Origin of the sequence: Pseudomonas sp. ANT_J12 (assembly GCF_008370045.1) — a bacterium.
GTDB lineage: Bacteria > Pseudomonadota > Gammaproteobacteria > Pseudomonadales > Pseudomonadaceae > Aquipseudomonas.
Window position 1 is genome coordinate 719,355 of the sequence record NZ_VOBN01000001.1, and the last position, 20,536, is coordinate 739,890.

The 20,536-nt window shown below is 60.0% G+C and carries 17 protein-coding genes; 13 read left to right on the top strand and 4 right to left on the bottom strand.

The genetic code is table 11. From position 1 onward, the window contains the following. Nucleotides 1–123: 123 nt before the first annotated feature. From FQ192_RS03570 to FQ192_RS03590, 5 genes are all read left to right on the top strand, one after another. On the top strand, nt 124–849 hold the full coding sequence (locus tag FQ192_RS03570) for a M12 family metallopeptidase (RefSeq protein WP_178128994.1): 726 nt from the start codon (nt 124–126) through the stop codon (nt 847–849). A gap of 307 nt (nt 850–1,156) precedes the next feature. Beyond that, nucleotides 1,157–1,519 carry an ArsC family reductase gene (locus tag FQ192_RS03575; protein WP_123597057.1) on the top strand — a complete coding sequence of 121 codons (363 nt, stop codon included), beginning with the start codon at nt 1,157–1,159 and terminating at the stop codon, nt 1,517–1,519. 33 nt (nt 1,520–1,552) lie between these two features. Beyond that, nucleotides 1,553–2,587 carry a 2,3,4,5-tetrahydropyridine-2,6-dicarboxylate N-succinyltransferase gene (dapD, locus tag FQ192_RS03580; protein WP_149657386.1) on the top strand — a complete coding sequence of 345 codons (1,035 nt, stop codon included), beginning with the start codon at nt 1,553–1,555 and terminating at the stop codon, nt 2,585–2,587. Nucleotides 2,588–2,762: 175 nt separating this feature from the next. After that, nucleotides 2,763–3,968, top strand: a complete 1,206-nt coding sequence (locus FQ192_RS03585; RefSeq protein ID WP_149657387.1) for an aminotransferase class V-fold PLP-dependent enzyme — start codon at nt 2,763–2,765, stop codon at nt 3,966–3,968. Next, on the top strand, nt 3,965–4,375 hold the full coding sequence (locus FQ192_RS03590; protein ID WP_149657388.1) for a SufE family protein: 411 nt from the start codon (nt 3,965–3,967) through the stop codon (nt 4,373–4,375). Before FQ192_RS03585 ends, FQ192_RS03590 begins: the two co-directional genes overlap by 4 nt. Before the next feature lie 89 nt (nt 4,376–4,464). Here FQ192_RS03590 and tcdA read toward each other — a convergent pair whose 3' ends face one another. Then, nucleotides 4,465–5,274 carry a tRNA cyclic N6-threonylcarbamoyladenosine(37) synthase TcdA gene (tcdA, locus tag FQ192_RS03595; RefSeq protein WP_173860471.1) on the bottom strand — a complete coding sequence of 270 codons (810 nt, stop codon included), beginning with the start codon at nt 5,272–5,274 and terminating at the stop codon, nt 4,465–4,467. A 219-nt stretch (nt 5,275–5,493) separates the two neighbouring features. On the opposite strand from tcdA, the gene FQ192_RS03600 reads away from it, so the two are divergent. From FQ192_RS03600 to FQ192_RS03615, 4 genes are all read left to right on the top strand, one after another. Beyond that, nucleotides 5,494–8,085 carry a glycosyltransferase gene (locus FQ192_RS03600; protein WP_149657389.1) on the top strand — a complete coding sequence of 864 codons (2,592 nt, stop codon included), beginning with the start codon at nt 5,494–5,496 and terminating at the stop codon, nt 8,083–8,085. Between the two features lie 196 nt (nt 8,086–8,281). After that, complete coding sequence (gene dapE, locus FQ192_RS03605; RefSeq protein WP_149657390.1) at nt 8,282–9,433, top strand: succinyl-diaminopimelate desuccinylase; 1,152 nt, start codon at nt 8,282–8,284, stop codon at nt 9,431–9,433. Then, nucleotides 9,433–10,242 (top strand): putative RNA methyltransferase, encoded by an 810-nt coding sequence (locus FQ192_RS03610; RefSeq protein WP_123405727.1) that lies wholly within the window; start codon nt 9,433–9,435, stop codon nt 10,240–10,242. The genes dapE and FQ192_RS03610 overlap by 1 nt, the downstream gene beginning before the upstream one ends. Before the next feature lie 75 nt (nt 10,243–10,317). Then, nucleotides 10,318–10,695 carry a hypothetical protein gene (locus FQ192_RS03615; RefSeq protein WP_149657391.1) on the top strand — a complete coding sequence of 126 codons (378 nt, stop codon included), beginning with the start codon at nt 10,318–10,320 and terminating at the stop codon, nt 10,693–10,695. Between the two features lie 218 nt (nt 10,696–10,913). Here the strand turns inward: FQ192_RS03615 and FQ192_RS03620 are convergent, their stop codons facing one another. Further along, entirely contained in the window at nt 10,914–11,123 is a 210-nt protein-coding gene (locus FQ192_RS03620) for a cold-shock protein (RefSeq protein ID WP_010462862.1), read from the bottom strand. A gap of 165 nt (nt 11,124–11,288) precedes the next feature. Here FQ192_RS03620 and plsB point away from each other — a divergent pair, with 165 nt between their 5' ends. The 4 genes from plsB (at nt 11,289) to FQ192_RS03640 (ending at nt 15,704) form a co-directional block, all read left to right on the top strand. Further along, complete coding sequence (plsB, locus tag FQ192_RS03625) at nt 11,289–13,778, top strand: glycerol-3-phosphate 1-O-acyltransferase PlsB (protein WP_149657392.1); 2,490 nt, start codon at nt 11,289–11,291, stop codon at nt 13,776–13,778. A gap of 94 nt (nt 13,779–13,872) precedes the next feature. Continuing rightward, nucleotides 13,873–14,478 (top strand): hypothetical protein, encoded by a 606-nt coding sequence (locus FQ192_RS03630; RefSeq protein WP_149657393.1) that lies wholly within the window; start codon nt 13,873–13,875, stop codon nt 14,476–14,478. A 109-nt stretch (nt 14,479–14,587) separates the two neighbouring features. After that, nucleotides 14,588–14,986 (top strand): YbaY family lipoprotein, encoded by a 399-nt coding sequence (locus tag FQ192_RS03635; protein WP_149657394.1) that lies wholly within the window; start codon nt 14,588–14,590, stop codon nt 14,984–14,986. A 28-nt stretch (nt 14,987–15,014) separates the two neighbouring features. Further along, entirely contained in the window at nt 15,015–15,704 is a 690-nt protein-coding gene (locus FQ192_RS03640) for a DUF4197 domain-containing protein (protein WP_149657395.1), read from the top strand. 151 nt (nt 15,705–15,855) lie between these two features. Here FQ192_RS03640 and FQ192_RS03645 read toward each other — a convergent pair whose 3' ends face one another. Together FQ192_RS03645 and FQ192_RS03650 are read right to left on the bottom strand one after the other, a co-directional pair. Then, a complete protein-coding gene (locus FQ192_RS03645; RefSeq protein ID WP_149657396.1) occupies nt 15,856–17,196 on the bottom strand; it encodes a Fic family protein in 1,341 nt (446 codons plus the stop codon). A gap of 267 nt (nt 17,197–17,463) precedes the next feature. Further along, nucleotides 17,464–20,535 carry an efflux RND transporter permease subunit gene (locus tag FQ192_RS03650; protein ID WP_149657397.1) on the bottom strand — a complete coding sequence of 1,024 codons (3,072 nt, stop codon included), beginning with the start codon at nt 20,533–20,535 and terminating at the stop codon, nt 17,464–17,466. Nucleotide 20,536 lies beyond the last annotated feature (1 nt).

Below are 20,536 nucleotides of genomic sequence, written 5' to 3' on the forward strand. Positions count from 1 at the left end.
TGAACCTGGACTTACTTGACCTGCCCAGGCTGGCCCGACCCACAATCAAGTCCTCTTATATGGAGAGGATTTGATTTCAATCTCGCCCATTGAGACAACAACCAACGAAACATGGAGGTTAATATGACCCTGCCTCTCCTCTGTACAGTGATACGACACGTCGACAAACAAGAAGCCTACGACACTGCCATTGCTGAAAACCCGGACAATGCCGGAAAAAAGTCATCCGGGGAACGCGGCAGACGTGCGACCGCCACTTTTCACAAACACTGGGCGTCGCACCGGTTATTGAGAATATCTTTTACCGACAACCCAACCGCCGAACTGCGCAATGCCATCGAACATGTAATTTGGCAATGGGATCAATACGTCAACCTGCTTATCGAGTTCAGCCCCGTGAATGACGGGGACATCAGAATCTCCACCAACACCTCTCGAAACGCTTCAAGCATCGGCACTGATGCGCTGCTTTTCAGAACGATGTCCAAGCCGACCATGTACATCGCCGTCAAACCTGCGGACGAGGGGTTTGAGGCCATGGTGCTGCATGAATTCGGACATGCCTTGGGACTGCTGCATGAACATTTACATCCAGAATCAAAGATCCCTTGGAATAAAGAAAAGGTTTACGAAGATTACGGCCGGGCACTCAATGTATCGAGAGATGAAATCCATCAGAATTTCTTTGCGACATATCCTCCAGCGTCCGTACGTCGAACGCCTTACGACACCACGTCAATCATGCACTACATGGTCCAAAAGGAATTTACCGACGGTGAGTTTGAAATTGCCCAGAACACAACGCTCAGCGAACTGGATAAAGAATTGATCAGTTCCATGTACCCCTAGGAGCCTAATTAAGTTGCTACTTGAACTGTCCTGGCCTGGCTTCACTCAGCTCCACCTCACCCAATACCTCGCACAATACGCCCGCGCCGGTTTGCACCAATGGCACGGGCTCTCCTCCGATCGGGCGTGACCCGCCGACCCGCATCAGCGGGATCAGACAGATATCCTTGAAGTGCCATATTTGCCGCCTAGACTGCTGGCAGGCCCGTGCAGCCCGCAACCCCACATCAGGTTTTGCGCTTTAACCGGAAGGCCATGGCATAATCCGTCACCATTTTTTTCCAGCACCTGTAAAGGGGGCAATTCCTTGACCGTTTCAAGTAAAACGTTGCACCTTTTCGGCATCAAAGCCTGCGACACCATGAAAAAGGCGCGCACCTGGCTCGATGAACACGCTGTCAGCTATGACTTTCATGATTACAAGACGGCCGGAATCGACCGTGAACACCTGAGCCAATGGTGCGACGAGCACGGCTGGCAAGTGGTGTTGAACCGTGCAGGCACGACCTTTCGCAAACTCGACGACGAACGCAAAGCCGATCTCGACCAAGCGAAAGCCATCGAACTGATGCTGGCACAACCCTCGATGATCAAGCGCCCGGTGCTTGATCTCGGTGACCGAACCCTGATTGGCTTCAAGCCAGATATCTACGCGGCCGCACTCAAGTAAGGCAGCCCGTTCCTTTTTGTTAGAGGTCTCAACATGTCCAATTCCCTGTTCAGCCTGGCCTTCGGCGTCGGCACTCAAAACCGTCAAGGCGCCTGGCTGGAAGTGTTTTACGCACAGCCACTGCTCAACCCGTCGGCCGATTTGGTCGCGGCCATCGCGCCAGTGCTGGGTTACACCGAAGGCAACCAGGCCATCGCGTTCACCACCGCCCAGGCTTCGCAACTGGCTGAAGCACTGAAAAGCGTCGACGCCGGCCAAGCTGCTTTGCTGACCCGTCTGGCCGAAAGCCACAAGCCGCTGGTCGCGACCATTCTGGCCGACGACGCTCAACTGACCTCCACGCCTGAGGCTTACCTCAAGCTGCACCTGCTGTCCCACCGTCTGGTCAAGCCCCACGGCCTGAACCTGGCCGGTGTGTTCCCGCTGCTGCCGAACGTCGCCTGGACCAGCCAGGGCGCCATCGATCTGGCCGAACTGGCCGAGCATCAACTCGAAGCCCGCCTGCGTGGCGAGTTGCTGGAAGTGTTCTCGGTGGACAAGTTCCCGAAAATGACCGACTACGTGGTCCCGGCCGGCGTGCGTATCGCTGACGCGGCGCGTATCCGCCTGGGCGCCTACGTGGGCGAAGGCACCACCGTGATGCACGAAGGTTTCGTCAACTTCAACGCCGGCACCGAAGGCCCGGGCATGATTGAAGGTCGCGTCTCGGCTGGCGTGTTCGTCGGCAAGGGTTCGGACCTGGGCGGCGGTTGCTCGACCATGGGCACCCTGTCGGGCGGCGGCAACATCGTGATCAAGGTGGGCGAAGGCTGCCTGATCGGCGCCAACGCCGGTATCGGTATCCCGTTGGGCGACCGCAACACCGTTGAGTCGGGCCTGTACGTGACCGCCGGCACCAAGGTTGCGCTGCTGGACGAGCACAACAAACTGGTCAAGGTGGTGAAGGCCCGTGAACTGGCCGGTCAACCTGACCTGCTGTTCCGTCGCAATTCGGAAACCGGTGCCGTGGAATGCAAAACCCACAAATCGGCCATCGAACTGAACGAAGCGCTGCACGCTCACAACTAAGCAGAGCGTTCGACGATACCTGCGCCCTGCCCTTGTAGGAGCAAGGCTTGCCCGCGAAGGGGCCTTTGAGGCCGCCAAAAGCTTCGCGGGCAAGCCTCGCTCCTACAAGATCAACATCAAGGTCAAGGGCAAGGTCAGGCGTTCCCCCCGCCCATGTTTACCAGGGCCCGATAGCATGATGATTCCTTCTCCCTGGCGCGCCGATTTTCCGGCCATCGCCGCTCTGCAACGGCAAGACCAGACCTACCTGGACAACGCCGCCACCACACAAAAGCCTCAAGCCCTGCTGGATGCCCTGGCGCATTACTACGCCAATGGCGCAGCCAACGTGCATCGGGCGCAACACTTGCCCGGCGCCCACGCCACCCAGGCGTTCGAGGACAGCCGCAACAAAGTCGCGCAATGGCTCAACGCGGGCGATTGCGGGCAGATCATTTTTACTCACGGCGCGACCTCCGCGCTGAACCTCCTGGCCTATGGTCTGGAACACCTATTCAACCCGGGCGATGAAATTGTCATCAGCGCTCTGGAGCATCACGCCAACCTGCTGCCCTGGCAGCAACTGGCCCTGCGTCGCGACTTGAAACTGGTGGTATTGCCGCTGGATGCCAACGGCGTGATCGACCTCGCAGCCGCCGCGCAACTGATCGGCCCGCGCACCCGTTTGCTGGCGGTCAGTCAGCTGTCCAACGTGCTCGGCGTCTGGCAGCCATTGCCTGAGTTGCTGGCAATGGCCAAGTCGCACAACGCCCTGACCGTGATCGATGGCGCCCAAGGCGTGGTCCATGGTCGTCATGACGTGCAGGCGTTGGGTTGCGACTTCTATGTATTTTCCAGCCACAAGCTCTACGGCCCCGATGGCCTGGGCGTGCTGTTCGGGCGCAATACAGCCCTTGAACAGCTGCGACCGTGGCAATTCGGCGGCGAAATGGTGCTGGACGCCAACTACCACGACGCCCGCTTCCGCCCGGCGCCGTTGGGTTTCGAGGCCGGTACGCCGCCGATTGCCAGCGTGATCGGCCTGGGGGCGACCCTGGATTACCTCTCCGGCTTGGATCAAGACGCTGTGTCTGCCCATGAAGCGGCGCTGCACGACTATCTATTGAAAGGCCTTGAGGCGCGCAACGGCATTCGCCTGCTGGGCAAACCGCAATTGGCACTGGCCAGCTTTGTCGTCGAGGGTGTGCATAACTCCGATCTGGCGCACCTGCTGACCGAACAGGGCATCGCCGTACGCGCCGGTCACCACTGCGCCATGCCGTTGCTTAAAAGCTTCGAATTGGCCGGGGCGATTCGGGTGTCGTTGGCGTTGTACAACGATTCCGAGGATCTGGAGCGGTTCTTTGAAGCGCTGGATCAGGCGCTGGAGCTGTTGCGATGAGTATGCCGGCCGATGCCGTTACGGCACTGGAAGCCTTTCAGCAGGCCGGGAGCTGGGAACAACGGGCGCGCCTGCTGATGCAATGGGGCGAGCGCCTGCCGGCGTTGAGCGATGTGGATAAAGTCGAGGCGAACCGGGTGCATGGCTGTGAAAGCCAGGTGTGGCTGGTTGGGGCATTGCAGGATGGACATTGGCAGTTCGCTGCGAGCAGCGATGCGCGGTTGATTCGCGGGTTGGTGGCGTTGTTGCTGGCGCGGGTCAATGGGCTGTCGGCGGTTGAGTTGCAGCAGGTGGATTTGCCGGATTGGTTCAATCAGCTTGGATTGAGCCGGCAGTTGTCGCCTTCGCGCAGTAATGGCCTCAATGCCGTGTTACAGCGGATGAATGAGTTGGCTGCGCCCTTGTAGGAGCGAGGCTTGCCCGCGAAAGCGGTGTGTCAGGTACGACGCCTTCGCGGGCAAGCCTCGCTCCTACAGGTTTTGTCAGGTCATGGAGGTCAGGCAGGTTTGATGCGATCCGCCGGGCGCCGCACGCCCGCCACAATCTTATCCACAGCCTTGGTCGCCGCGACCATGCCGAACGTCGCCGTCACCATCATCACCGCGCCGAACCCACCGGCGCAGTCCAGCTTCACGCCATCGCCGACAAAACTCTTCTGCAAGCAAATGCTGCCATCCGGTTTCGGGTAGCGCAGTTGCTCGGTGGAGAACACGCACGGCACGCTGTAATGGCGGGTCACGGTGCGGGAGAAGTTGTAGTCGCGGCGCAGGGTTGAGCGCACTTTCGAGGCCAAAGGGTCGTTGAAAGTGCGGTTCAAGTCGCAGACCTGGATCAGCGTCGGGTCAATCTGCCCGCCTGCGCCACCGGTGGTGATGATCTGGATCTTGCGCCGCTTGCACCAGGCGATCAGCGCAGCCTTGGCATTCACGCTGTCGATGCAGTCGATCACGCAATCGATGTTCGGCGTGATGTACTCGGCCATGGTCTCGCGGGTCACGAAATCCGCCACCGCGTGCACCGTGCAATCCGGGTTGATCCCGCGCAAGCGCTCGGCCATCACCTCGACCTTGGGTTTGCCGACAGTGCTGTCCAGCGCGTGCAACTGACGGTTGGCGTTGCTGACGCAGACATCGTCCAGGTCGAACAGCGATATCTCGCCCACACCACAGCGGGCCACGGCTTCCGCCGCCCAGGAACCGACGCCACCGACGCCGACAATCGCCACATGGGCCGCGCGCAAGCGCTCCAGGCCTTCAATGCCATACAACCGAGCGATGCCGGCAAACCGCGGATCTTCTGTACTCATGACCATTACCCCAAAAACCGGCGCGCATTATAGGGCCACGCAGCAACAAGTTCTAAGCTACAAGCGACAAGTGTAAGAACTTATGTGAAAGCGGATTGCCCAACGTCAGACTTTTCGCTGCCGCCTGTACGGTAAGCGGAAGCACGGTGTAGGATGCGCGCCCCTTGGCAGCATGCCGACCGTTCCTTCGTTCCACAGCCTCTGGAACCCGAAAAAGCTATGTCATCGCGTAAATTTGGACTCAACCTGGTCGTGGTGCTTGCCATCGCAGCCTTGTTTACCGGCTTCTGGGCGCTGATCAACCGCCCGGTCACCGCCCCCAATTGGCCTGAACAGATCTCCGGTTTTTCCTACTCGCCGTTCCAACAAGGCCAGTACCCGCAGAAAGACCAATACCCGTCCGACGATGAAATGCGTCGCGACCTGGAGATCATGAGCAAGCTGACGGACAACATCCGCACCTACTCGGTCGATGGCACGCTGCAGGACATCCCCAAACTGGCGGAAGAGTTCGGCCTGCGGGTGACCCTGGGGATCTGGATCAGCCCGGACCAGGAACGCAACGAACGCGAGATCCTGCGCGCCATCGAACTGGCCAACACTTCCCGCAGCGTGGTTCGCGTGGTGGTTGGTAACGAGGCGATCTTCCGTAAGGAAATTACCGCAGCGGAACTCAGCGTCATCCTCGACCGCGTGCGCGCCGCCGTGAAAGTGCCGGTGACCACGTCCGAGCAATGGCACGTCTGGGAAGAACACCCGGAACTGGCCAAGCACGTCGACCTGATCGCCGCGCACGTTCTGCCTTACTGGGAATTCGTTCCGGTGGACAAGGCCGGCCAGTTCGTCCTCGACCGCGCCCGGGACCTGAAAAAGATGTTCCCGAAAAAACCGCTGCTGCTGTCGGAGGTTGGCTGGCCGAGCAACGGCCGCATGCGTGGCGGCACCGATTCGAGCCCGGCGGATCAGGCGATCTACCTGCGCACACTGGTTAACAAGCTCAATCGCCAAGGCTTCAACTACTTCGTGATCGAAGCGTTTGACCAGCCGTGGAAGGCCACGGACGAAGGTTCGGTGGGCGCTTACTGGGGCGTGTTCAACGCCGCGCGTCAGCAGAAATTCAACTTCGAAGGCCCGGTCGTGGCGATCCCGCAGTGGCGGGTACTGGCGATCGGCTCGGCCGTGTTGGCGCTGTTGTCCCTGACCTTGCTGATGATCGACGGCTCGGCCCTGCGTCAACGGGGCCGCACCTTCCTGACCTTTATCGCGTTTTTGTGCGGTTCGGTTCTGGTGTGGATCGGCTACGACTACAGCCAGCAATACAGCACCTGGTTCAGCCTGACGGTGGGCTTCTTGCTCGCCCTCGGTGCGCTCGGGGTGTTTATCGTATTGCTGACCGAAGCCCATGAACTGGCCGAAGCGGTCTGGACCCACAAGCGCCGGCGAGAATTCCTGCCGGTCGTGGGGGATTCGGACTACCGACCGAAAGTCTCGATTCACGTACCGTGCTACAACGAACCGCCGGAGATGGTCAAACAGACCCTCAACGCCCTGGCCAACCTCGATTATCCAGACTTCGAAGTCCTGATCATCGACAACAACACCAAGGACCCGGCGGTCTGGGAGCCGGTGCGCGATTACTGCGAAACCCTCGGTCCGCGTTTCAAGTTCTTCCACGTCGCCCCGTTGGCCGGTTTCAAGGGTGGCGCGCTGAATTACCTGATCCCGCACACCGCCAAGGATGCCGAAGTGATTGCGGTGATCGACTCGGACTACTGCGTCGACCCGAACTGGCTCAAGCACATGGTGCCGCACTTCGCCGATCCGAAAATCGCCGTGGTGCAGTCGCCACAGGATTATCGCGACCAGAACGAAAGCACCTTCAAAAAGCTGTGCTACGCGGAATACAAAGGTTTCTTCCACATCGGCATGGTCACCCGTAACGACCGTGACGCGATCATCCAGCACGGCACCATGACCATGACCCGGCGTTCGGTGCTCGAGGAGCTTGGCTGGGCTGACTGGTGCATCTGTGAGGACGCCGAGTTGGGTCTGCGCGTGTTCGAGAAAGGCTTGTCGGCGGCGTATTACCACATCAGCTACGGCAAGGGCCTGATGCCGGATACCTTTATCGACTTCAAGAAACAGCGTTTCCGCTGGGCCTATGGCGCGATTCAGATCATCAAGCGTCACACCGCCAGCCTGCTGCGCGGCAAGGACACCGAGCTGACCCGTGGCCAGCGTTACCACTTCCTCGCGGGCTGGTTGCCGTGGGTCGCGGACGGCATGAACATCTTCTTCACCGTCGGCGCGCTGTTGTGGTCGGCGGCGATGATTATCGTGCCGCAACGGGTCGATCCACCGCTGCTGATCTTCGCGATCCCGCCGTTGGCGCTGTTCGTGTTCAAGGTGGCCAAGATCATCTTCCTGTACCGCCGTGCAGTTGGGGTTAACCTGAAAGATGCGTTCTGCGCGGCATTGGCCGGGCTGGCGTTGTCGCACACCATCGCCAAAGCGGTGCTGTACGGCTTCTTCACCAGCAGCATTCCGTTCTTCCGTACGCCGAAAAACGCCGACAACCACGGCTTCTGGGTGGCGATTTCGGAGGCGCGGGAAGAGGTGTTCATCATGCTGCTGTTGTGGGGCGCTGCGCTGGGGATCTTCCTGGTGCAGGGCCTGCCGAGCAACGACATCCGCTTCTGGGTGATCATGTTGCTGGTGCAGTCGCTGCCGTACCTGGCGGCGCTGATCATGGCGTTCCTGTCTTCGCTGCCGAAACCGGCCGCCGAGGCTGAGCCGCTACCAGCCGTCTAAATCAGTCCAGATGCACTAAACGGCGGCCAATGGCCGCCGTTTTGCTTTAAGATAACCGCCATTTTGCGCGCCCAGCCTAACCCCCGTAGGAGCGAGGCTTGCCCGCGAATGAAGCGACTCGGTGTAACAGATACACCGCATTATCGTTCTTCGCGGGCAAGCCTCGCTCCTACAAATCGAGCTTCCGGAGTTTTCCATGACGGCCCACGCCGACCTTTCGCCGACCCTTCAACTCGCCATCGACCTGATCCGCCGTCCGTCCGTGACGCCGGTCGACGCCGATTGCCAGAAGCAGATGATGCAGCGCCTGGGCGATGCCGGTTTCATGCTTGAGCCAATGCGCATCGAAGATGTGGATAACTTCTGGGCCACCCACGGCAAACACGACGGTCCGGTGCTGTGCTTCGCCGGTCACACCGACGTGGTCCCGACCGGTCCGGTGACGGCCTGGCAGATCGATCCGTTCAACGCGCTGATCGACGAACACGGCATGCTCTGCGGGCGTGGCGCGGCGGACATGAAAGGCAGCCTGGCCTCCATGACCGTGGCCGCCGAGCGTTTCGTCGCCGACTACCCGGACCACAAGGGCAAGGTCGCGTTCCTGATCACCAGCGATGAAGAAGGCCCGGCGCACCACGGCACCAAAGCCGTGATCGAACGCCTCGCCGCGCGCAAGGAACGTCTGGACTGGTGCATCGTCGGCGAGCCGTCGAGCACGACGCTGGTCGGTGATGTGGTCAAGAACGGCCGTCGCGGCTCCCTCGGCGCCAAGCTGACCGTGCGCGGGATTCAGGGCCACGTGGCCTATCCGCACCTGGCAAAGAACCCGATCCACCTCGCTGCCCCGGCCCTGGCCGAGCTGGCCGCCGAGCATTGGGACCACGGCAACGATTTCTTCCCGCCGACCAGCTTCCAGATTTCCAACGTCAACTCCGGCACCGGCGCGACCAACGTGATTCCGGGTGACCTGGTGGCGGTGTTCAACTTCCGCTTCTCCACCGAATCCACCGTCGAAGGCCTGCAAAAGCGCGTCGCTGGCATCCTCGACAAGCATGGCCTGGACTGGCACGTGGATTGGGCGCTGTCGGGCCTGCCGTTCCTCACCGAACCGGGCGCGTTGCTGGATGCCGTGGCATCGAGCATCAAGGACATCACCGGTCGCGAAACCAAGGCGTCCACCAGCGGCGGCACCTCTGACGGGCGCTTTATCGCGACCATGGGCACCCAAGTGGTTGAACTGGGGCCGGTCAACGCGACGATCCATCAGGTCAACGAGCGGGTGTTGGCCGCTGACCTCGACGTGCTGACCGAAATCTACTACCAGACCCTGATCAAGTTGCTCGCCTGATGCTTGCCTGCCCGATCTGCAGCGAACCGCTGAACGCGGTGGACAACGGTGTGGCCTGCCCCGCCGGGCATCGATTCGACCGCGCGCGCCAGGGTTACCTGAACCTGTTGCCGGTGCAGCACAAGAACAGCCGCGACCCTGGGGATAACCTGGCGATGGTCGAGGCCCGCCGCGATTTCTTGAACGCCGGGCATTACGCGCCGGTGGCCAAGCGCCTGGCGGAACTGGCGGCGCAATACGCGCCCCAGCGCTGGCTCGACATCGGTTGTGGCGAGGGTTACTACACCGCGCAAATCGCCGAGGCCTTGCCGAATGCTGACGGCTACGCCCTCGACATCTCCAAGGAAGCGGTCAAACGTGCCTGCAAACGTAACCCCGAGCTGACCTGGTTGATCGCCAGCATGGCGCGGGTGCCGTTGGCGTCCGGCAGTTGCCAGTTTCTCGCCAGTGTCTTCAGCCCGTTGGACTGGGAAGAAGCCAAGCGCTTGCTCAGCCCCGGCGGCGGTTTGATGAAAGTCGGCCCGACCAGCGGCCACCTGATGGAATTGCGCGAAAGCCTGTACGACGAAGTGCGCGAGTACACCGACGACAAGCACCTGGCCCTGGTGCCGGAAGGCATGGCTTTGGCGCACAGCGAAACCCTGGAATTCAAACTGATACTGGAAAGTGGTCAGGATCGTGCCAACCTGTTAGCCATGACGCCCCACGGCTGGCGCGCCAGTGCCGAACGCCGCGCCGCCGTCATCGAGCAGGTCGAGCCGTTCGAGGTCACCGTGTCGATGCGTTACGATTACTTCGTACTTCAATAATTTTTGGTCTTGAGCAACAGCTTGAGGCCGGCTAAATCCGCGAATGGATTTTTCAAGACCGCAGTGAGGACATCCATGCGCCAACCCGATATCGAGATTTACCTGAAAGACGCCGACGTCGACTACAAAGCCGTCGCAGAGTGGCTGAACACCGCGCTCGGCACCTGCACCGAGTGGGTAAAGAAAGGCCAGACCTACAAGTGCAAGGCCGGCGACGTACCCGTGACCTGGCTGCCGAAAGCCGTGGGCAAATGGAACAGCCTTTACCTGGAAAGCGACCAGACCCCGTGGGACGACGACATCGCCTGCGCCCGTGCAGCCTTTGCCGCGTTGAACGTCGAAGTGCGTTGCGCGCCGGGTACGTGGGTCGAGGAAGAAGGTGAAGAAGCGGCGGATCGCTGGATGCGTATCAGCGTTGATGGTGAAGAAGAGATCACCTGGAAAACCGCGTAAAAGCAGCATCACCACAAACCTGAAGGAGCGAGGCTTGCCCGCGAAGGCGTCATCACTGGCGCTAAAAGCTTCGCGGGCAAGCCTCGCTCCTACAGGTGATTTTGATCGTTCCCACGCTCCGCGTTCGGCCGTTGAAGGGACCCGGAGCGTCCCGGGATGCATTCCCACGCAGAGCGTGGGAACGATCGGTCAGGTCATGCGTAATCCGGAAATCGGGTCTACAACCCCACCACATCCTCAGCCTGCAACCCCTTCTCCCCCGTCACTACCGCATATTCAACCTGCTGGCCTTCAGCCAACGAACGGTGGCCTTCGCCACGGATCGCGCGGTAGTGCACGAACACGTCCACCCCGTCCTCGCGTTGAATAAAGCCGTAGCCCTTGGCGTCGTTGAACCACTTCACATTGCCGGTTTCGCGCGTTGCCATGTATCAGTCCCTCTTCTTTTTATTTTGAGCGGTCGAGTATATGACAGGCGCGAAAACTCTCAACTACAGATTGGATGAGTGCTTTTTTGCCGATTTTCGGCGAATACGGCACACTGTCCGCCCCCCGAGCAACTGCTCGGTTTTATTCACTCACGCAGAAGCCGTATGACCCGCTCCCCGTTCCGTCGTCTTGTGTTTGGCACCCTGCGCCGACTGTTGTACCTCTGGGTTCGCTCGGAGACGATCAACCAGTCGTCCCTTACCCTCAACCTCGACCGCAGCCGTCCGGTGTTCTACGTCCTGCAAAACCCTTCGCTGACCGACCTGGCCGTGGTCGACGCCGAGTGCACCAAGGCCGGCCTGCCGCGCCCGGTGCTGCCGGTGTCGGTGGGTAATCTGCTGGAGCCTGCCGCGTTCTTCTACCTGACGCCGGAGCCCGACTGGCTCGGCCGCCAGGACAAACGCGGCGCGCCGCCGACCCTGACCCGCCTGGTCAGCGCCCTGAGCCAGAACGCTGCCGAAGATGCGCAGATCATTCCGGTCAGCGTGTTCTGGGGCCAGTCACCGGACAGCGAGTCGAGCCCGTGGAAGCTGTTGTTCGCCGACAGCTGGGCGGTCACCGGGCGTTTGCGCCGCTTGCTCAGCATCATCGTGCTGGGGCGCAAGACTCGGGTGCAGTTCTCGGCGCCGATCCATCTGCGCGAGCTGATCGAGCACAACAAGGGCCACGAACGCACCGTGCGCATGGCCCAGCGCATCCTGCGGGTGCACTTCCGCAACCTGAAGGCTGCGGTGATCGGCCCGGACATTTCCCACCGCCGCAACCTGGTCAAAGGCCTGCTCAACCAGCCTTTGGTCAAGCAAGCGATCCTCGACGAAGCCGAGCGCGAGAACATCTCCCCGGAGAAAGCCAAGGCCCAGGCCCTGCGCTACGGCAACGAGATCGCCTCGGACTACACCTACACCGCCATCCGTTTCCTGGAAGTGGTGTTGAGCTGGTTCTGGAACAAGATCTACGACGGGGTGAAGGTCAACCACATCGAAGGCGTGCAGAAAGTCGCCCAGGGTCACGAAGTCATTTATGTGCCCTGCCATCGCAGCCACATCGACTATCTGCTGCTGTCCTACTTGCTGTTCCGCAACGGCCTGACCCCGCCGCACATTGCGGCGGGCATCAACCTGAACATGCCGGTGATCGGCAGCCTGCTGCGTCGCGGCGGCGCGTTCTTCATGCGCCGCACCTTCAAGGGCAACCCGCTCTACACCTCGGTGTTCAACGAATACCTGCACACCCTGTTCACCAAGGGCTTCCCGGTCGAGTACTTCGTCGAGGGCGGTCGTTCGCGCACCGGGCGCATGCTGCAACCCAAAACCGGGATGCTGGCGATCACCCTGCGCAGTTTCCTGCGTTCGTCGCGCATGCCCATCGTGTTCATCCCGGTGTACATCGGTTATGAGCGTGTCCTGGAAGGCCGGACCTACCTCGGCGAACTGCGTGGCGCGAGCAAGAAGAAAGAGTCGATCTTCGACATCTTCAAAGTCATCGGCGCCCTCAAGCAGCGCTTCGGCCAGGTGGCGGTGAACTTCGGTGAGCCGATCAAACTCGCGGAATTCCTCGACAGCGAACAGCCGGACTGGCGCCAACAGGAACTGGGCCCGCAGTACAAACCGGCCTGGCTCAACGAAACCACTAACCGCCTCGGCGAGAAAGTCGCCCAACACCTGAACGAAGCAGCGGCGATCAACCCGGTGAACCTGGTCGCTCTGGCGCTGCTGTCCACCAGCCGTCTGGCACTGGATGATCGTGCGATGGCGCGGGTGCTTGATTTGTATCTGGCGCTGTTGCGCAAGGTCCCATACTCGCCGCACACCACGTTGCCGGAAGGTGACGGTCGCGCGCTGATCGAGCACGTGAAGGACATGGATCTGCTGTCCGAGCAGAGCGATGCCTTGGGCAAGATTCTGTACCTGGACGAGCAGAACGCCGTCCTGATGACCTACTACCGCAACAACGTGTTGCACATCTTCGCGTTGCCAGCGTTGCTGGCGAGCTTCTTCCAGAGCGCGTCGCGCATGAGCCGCGAACAGATTCTGCGCTACACCCGCGCGCTGTATCCGTACCTGCAATCGGAACTGTTCATTCGCTGGTCCATGGATGAGCTGGAGGCGGTGGTCGATCAATGGCTTGAAGCCTTTGTCGAGCAAGGCCTGCTGCGGTTCGAGAACGATGTGTACCTGCGTCCGGCGCCTAGCTCGCGGCATTTCGTGCTGCTGACCCTGCTGTCGAAAAGCATCGCCCAGACCCTGCAACGCTTCTACATGACGGTGTCCCTGCTGCTCAACAGCGGCCAGAACAGCATCAGCGCCGAAGAGCTGGAAGACCTGTGCACAGTCATGGCCCAGCGCCTGTCGATCCTGCATGGCCTGAATGCCCCGGAGTTCTTCGACAAGAGCCTGTTCCGTCACTTTATCCAGACCCTGCTTGACCTCGACGTACTCAAGCGCGATGAGGCTGGCAAGCTGAGCTATCACGAGTTGCTCGGCGAGTTGGCAGAAGGCGCGGCCAAGCGCGTATTGCCGGCGGAGATTCGCTTGTCGATCCGTCAAGTGGCGTTGCATCGCAGTGAAGACGCGGCGGACGCCAGCCCGTTGTAACTTCCCGACAACTAACAAGGAAACACGGACGTTTCCTTATTAGTTAATTAACGGATAAATTGAGTTTTTTCATTATCACGATAAGGACATCGCGATGAATAACAACTCGACTATCACCCTGACATTCAAGCTCCCGCCTTTTTATTCCGTGCCGACGGAGGGCGAGCGTGAGACACGCATCAACATTCAAATCATTAATGCCTCCCGCCCCATCACTGTCATGAACCGGATTCATCCCGACATCGCGGACGGGCAGTGGAATTTTTCATTTCCGCACAACTATGAAGATGTGAGCGTCAAATATCAGGTCAATGTTCAACTCAGCCATAATCGCCAGCCCTTGTTACTGGACCTTGACTACTTCATCACTGTCGACAAGGCGCCCCATTACCAGACACTTCACCTGAGTCCGATCGGGCAACTTTATGTTGAGGCGCAACAGCCAAAACTTGTCGAGCGCGATCAAGCGATTACCATCCGCGCCCATGAACATAATGAACCAGGCGCGGAACTTGTCCGTATACAGTGCGATGAAGAAACAGCCACGGCGTTTTATCTGAATTACGATCCGGCACAAGTAGTTCCCGGTAAACGTTACACATTGAAAGGCATGGAAAACCGATTTGGCCAGGATATCTCTGTCTACCCCGATCTCGCCGTACTCGTGCCGTTTGGATTTAAAGAAGTTTCGGCCCGCTGATCTGCATTTATCGGCCAGCCGATTGTTTGAATTTCGACGTGCACCGCAAAATCCGCTAAATTCCCCGGGCGCCAGGTTCCTGCTGGCGCCAATGTCTTAGAGGCCCTCGATGAAAAAACTGATGCTTGTTTGCCTGACCACTCTGCTCGGTGCCTGCCAAACCCTGCACCCTGGCGCCAAAACCAGCCTCGATGGCGAAGTGTTCTATCTGCAACGCATCGCCTTGCCGCCGAGCGCCACCTTGAGCGTCAGCCTGCAGGACGTGTCCCTGGCCGACGCCCCCGCCGTGGTGCTCGATGAGCAGAAAGGCCCGGTCAAAGGCCAGGTCCCGCTGCCGTTTCACCTGAGCTACGACCCGGCGCAGGTCAAACCCGGTCATCGTTATTCGGTCAGTGCGCGCATTGAGGTGAACGGTGAACTGATGTTCATCACCACCGAGCACCATGCCGTGCAACTCGACGGCAACGATCCGCAACCACTGAAAATCCGCGTCGACGCCGTCCGCTAATTTCCCTTATTCGTACAAGGAAGCCGCCATGCTCCGCCCTACCCTTCGCTTCGCCGGCCTGTGCGCAGGCTTGATGATTTCCGCCAGCGCCCTGGCGCTGTCCCTCAATGACCTGTCGCAAAACGACGCCACGGGTGGTTTGAAAGACGCCCTGACCCAAGGCGCGCAACTGGCCGTCAAACAACTCGGCACGCCGGGCGGTTTCAGTAACAACCCGGACGTGAAGATCGAACTGCCGGGCAAACTGGGCAAAGTCGCCAGCAAAATGAAAGCCTTCGGCATGGGCGCCCAGGTTGATCAACTGGAAACCAGCATGAACAAAGCGGCAGAAACCGCCGTGACCCAGGCCCAGCCTATCCTCATCGATGCGGTGAAAAAAATGAGTGTGTCCGACGCCAAGGGCATCCTCAGCGGCGGCAAAGACTCGGCCACCCAGTACCTGGATAAATCCAGCCGTGAGCAGATCCGCGCCAAGTTCCTGCCGATCGTCAAGCAAGCCACCGACCAGGTTGGCCTGGCCAAACAATACAACTCGTTCGCCGGCCAGGCGGCGACGTTGGGCGTGGTGGACGCGAAGAGCGCCAACATCGAAAGCTACGTGACGGAGCAGGCGTTGAACGGCTTGTTCGAGATGATCGGCAAACAGGAAGAAACCATTCGCCAGAACCCGGCTGCTGCGGCGACCAGTTTGGCCAAGAAAGTGTTTGGTACGCTGTAAACCCGCTGCAGGTCGTTTGATCGTTCCCTCGCGCAGCAAAGGAATGCATCCCGTGACGCTCCGCGTCACTTTTTAAGCGGACGCAGAGCGTCCATGGCGGCATTCCCACGCAGAGCGTGGGAACGATCAAGATCGCAGCCTTCGGCAGTTCCTACGGGCCTGTTCGCAAGAAGAAGACCCACTCCTGCCCCATCTTGCGTTTCTCGAACACCTGCAGATCGACCAACCCGTTCAGGGTGGCCGCTGCTGTTTTGTACGAGCAATTCAGATTGTCCATCACATTGGCCGCCGTAAACTCCTTCGCCACCCCACTCTTGGCCACTTGATAAATAGCCCGCTGTTTTTCGGTGAGCTGGTCAAAAAATCCGGAGGCCATCAGCCATCGGTCAAAACGCTCGGTGTATGCCAGGTTTTTGCGATAGACCTCTGTAAAACCGGTGACGGCCCGCAAGATGACCGAACACTGGAAATCGATGAAGTAAGTCAGGTCCAGCTCATCGGACTCGGTATGCAAATACGAGTGCCCGTACTTCACCGGCGCGTTACGCAGCAAAACGCTGATGGCTATGTAGCGAAAGGCCGAAAAGTCATTCTTGAACATGAACCAATAGAACAGCGCCCGTGCGACACGGCCGTTGCCATCGCGAAAAGGATGCTCATAGCCCAGGGCAAAATGCAGCGCGATGGCCTTGATCAACGGATGAAGGTAATCAACCTGATCAGAGGCGTCGTGGGACTGGTTGATCCACGTCGACAGTGCCTGCAAGCGTGACTCAAGCCCCGCTGCGGGAGGCGGTGTGTGGACGGTGTTGCCCTCACCGTCCTGCACCACGACGTTGTCGTTGAGCCTGAAGGTCCCCGGCGCATATTGCGGGTCATCGATACCTTCGACACCCACCCGATGAATCGCTGCGATCAGCTCGACGCTCAGGGGTTCGTAACGCTTGTCCCAGGCGAAATTCATCATTTTGTAATTACCAATGACCATTCGCTCGTCCGGCGTGCGCGGCAGGCGTTTGCGCTTGAGCATGTCCTTGGCCACCCGCGTGGTGGTGGCCGCACCTTCCAGTTGGCTGCTGCTGATGGCTTCGTCTTCGATCAGATCATTGAGCAGATAACTGAAATGCGCGTGCTCACCGATCTGGCTGCTCATGTACGCCAGCGCCGCAGTGGTGGCTTGCCGATCGACCGCCGAAATGGCTTTCTGCGCGACGGGTGTCAGCACGAAACTGCCCCACTGAATCGGTTCACCCAATGGCAACAGGCTGGCGTACTGGGCGGTTCGGGCCTTCTTGACCAGTGCCCAACAGAGATGGCTATCCAGTCCTGGTGCCCAGCGGTAGCGTAGATCATCAAACGGCAAGTAGCGCCCTTGGTCATCCAGGGGTTTTAGCAACGCCAGGTAATCCGACAGGCGTTCCTTGTGAGGTGATTGCGCCAACAGGTCGAACACCGGGTCGGACCGGCCCTTCAGCGCGGGGGGCTTTTTCATTGCGACTGTCTCAAGAACTCGTCAAACCGAGCCTGGAGTACAGCATTGAGCCCTCTGCGACTCAATATCAGAGACTTCTGAAATTCCTGTAGGAGCTACCGCAGGCCGCGATCTTGATCGTTCCCACGCGCAGCAAAGGAATGCATCCCGTGACGCTCCGCTTCACATCAAAGGCTGACGCGGAGCGTCAATGGCGGCATTCCCACGCAGAGCATGGGAACGATCAATACCTGTAGGAACTGCCGAAGGCTGCTCCTGCGTGGGGAATCAGGCCGGGTCTTTCTTGATCCTGAACCACGCCGCATACAGCGCCGGCAGGAACAGCAACGTCAACGCCGTCGCGACGATCAACCCGCCCATGATCGCCACTGCCATCGGCCCGAAGAACACGCTGCGCGACAGCGGAATCATCGCCAGGACCGCGGCGAGTGCCGTCAGCACAATCGGCCGGAACCGGCGCACCGTCGCCTCGATGATCGCTTGCCACGGTTTGAGCCCGGCGGCGATGTCCTGTTCGATCTGGTCCACCAGGATCACCGAGTTGCGCATGATCATCCCGGACAGCGCGATGGTCCCGAGCATGGCGACGAAGCCGAACGGTTGACGGAACACCATCAGGAACAGGGTCACGCCGATCAGTCCCAATGGCGCTGTCAAAAACACCATCGCGGTGCGTGAGAAACTGCGCAGTTGCAGCATCAGCAATGTCAGCACGACCACGATGAAAAGTGGCACACCCGCCTTCACCGAGTTCTGCCCGCGGGCCGAGTCCTCGACCGTGCCGCCGACTTCCAGCAAGTAGCCGTCGGGCAGTTCGGCGCGGATCGGGTCGAGGGTCGGCAAGATCTGTTGCACCAGGGTCGCCGGTTGTTCCTTGCCGTAGATGTCGGCGCGAATCGTCACGTTGGGCAGGCGGTTGCGGTGCCAGATGATGCCTTCTTCGAAGCCGTATTCCAGGGTCGCGATCTGCGACAGCGCGACGCTTTTGCCGTTGTCGGTGGGCACCGCCAGGCTCGGCAGCAACGACAGTTCGGTACGCTCATGCACCGTGCCGCGCAGCAGGATTTCGATCAACTCGTTGTCTTCGCGGTACTGGCTGACGCTGGAACCGGTCAGGGAGCTTTGCAAGAACTTCGACAGGCTGGCGGTGCTCACGCCAAGGGCCCGGGCGCGGTCCTGATCGACGTTCAGGTACACGACTTTGCTCGGTTCTTCCCAGTCCAGGTGGACGTTGACCACATGGGGATTCTCGCGAACCTTCTCCGCCACTTTACGGGCCAGGGCGCGGACTTCTTCGATGTGTTCGCCGGTGACGCGGAACTGCACTGGATAGCCAACCGGCGGGCCGTTTTCCAGGCGCGTGACCCGTGAACGCAGGGCCGGGAATTGTTCGTTGAGGGTTTCGATCAGCCAGGTGCGCAGGATTTCGCGCTCCTCGATGGTCTTGGCCAGGACCACAAACTGGGCGAAGCTCGCCGCAGGCAACTGCTGATCCAGTGGCAGGTAAAAGCGCGGCGAGCCGGTGCCGACGTAGGCCACGTAATTGTCGATGCCGGCGTGATCCTTCAACAGGCCTTCAAGGCGTTTAACCTCGTCGGCAGTGTTGCTCAGGGACGCGCCTTCGGCCAGTTTCAGATCAATCATCAGTTCCAGACGCCCCGAGGCCGGGAAGAACTGCTGCGGCACGTAGCGAAACAGCACGATGGAAGCGATGAACAAGATGACCGTCAGCGTGATCACGGTCTTGCGCCAGCGCACGCACCACTCCACCAGGCGCCGGACCCGTTGATAGAACGGTGTGCCGTAAGGGTCGGCTTGGCCGTCAGCCGTGCCGTGTTTGGCGGCGTGAATTTTCGCCAGGTCCGGCAGGAGTTTTTCCCCCAGGTACGGCACAAACACCACGGCGGCAATCCACGAGGCCAGCAGCGCGATGGTCACCACCTGGAAAATCGAGCGAGTGTATTCGCCGGTGCCCGATTGCGCGGTGGCAATCGGCAGAAACCCGGCGGCCGTGATCAAGGTGCCGGTGAGCATCGGGAACGCGGTGCTGGTCCAGGCATAGCTGGCGGCCTTGATGCGGTCGAAGCCCTGCTCCATTTTGATCGCCATCATTTCCACGGCGATGATCGCGTCGTCCACCAGCAACCCCAGGGCCAGTACCAGTGCACCGAGAGAAATCTTGTGCAGGCCGATGCCCAGGTAATACATGCAGGCGAAGGTCATCGCCAATACCAGCGGAATGGCCAACGCGACGACCATGCCGGTGCGCACACCGAGGGAGAAGAAGCTCACCAGCAACACGATGGCCAAGGCTTCCACCAGCACCTGGACGAACTCGCCGACCCCGGTTTTCACCGCAGCAGGCTGGTCCGAGACCTTGCGCAGTTGCATGCCGGCCGGGAGGTTTTTCTGGATGCGGTCGAACTCGACTTCGAGAGCTTTACCCAGCACCAGAATGTCGCCGCCATCCTTCATCGCCACGGCCAGACCGATCGCATCTTCGGCCATGAAACGCATGCGCGGCGCCGGTGGATCGTTGAAACCGCGACGCACGTCGGCGACATCGGCGATGCGGAACGTGCGATCACCGACCCGGATCGGGAAGCTTTTTATCTGATCGACCGTCTGAAAACTCCCCGTGACCCGTAGCTGCAATCGCTCGCTGCTGGTTTCGAAGAACCCGGCAGTAGACACCGCGTTCTGTTCCTCAAGGGCCTGCTGCACCGCCGCCAATGGCAGCCCAAGGGTCGCCAGTTTGACGTTGGACAGTTCGATCCAGATCTTCTCGTCCTGCAAGCCGAGCAAGTCGACCTTGCCCACATCCTTGACCCGTTGCAGCTGAATCTGGATGCGGTCGGCGTAGTCCTTGAGCACCGCGTAGTCAAAACCGTCGCCGGTCAGGGCGTAGATATTGCCGAAGGTGGTGCCGAACTCATCGTTGAAAAACGGGCCTTGAATGCCCGGCGGCAGGGTCTGGCGGATATCGCTGATCTTCTTGCGGACCTGATACCACAGGTCCGGAATCTGCGCCGAGTGCATCGAATCCCGGGCGATAAACGTCACCTGAGACTCACCCGGACGGGAGAACGAGACGATGCGCTCGTACTCGCCGGTTTCCATCAGCTTCTTTTCAATACGCTCGGTAACCTGGCGCGAGACTTCCTGGGCCGTGGCCCCCGGCCAATTGGTGCGAATCACCATGGCCTTGAAAGTGAACGGCGGGTCTTCACTCTGGCCGAGCTTGGTGTAGGAAAGTGCGCCGACGATCGCCAGCAAAAGCATCAGGAACAGTACGATCTGGCGGTTACGCAGCGCCCATTCAGAAAGATTGAAACCCATC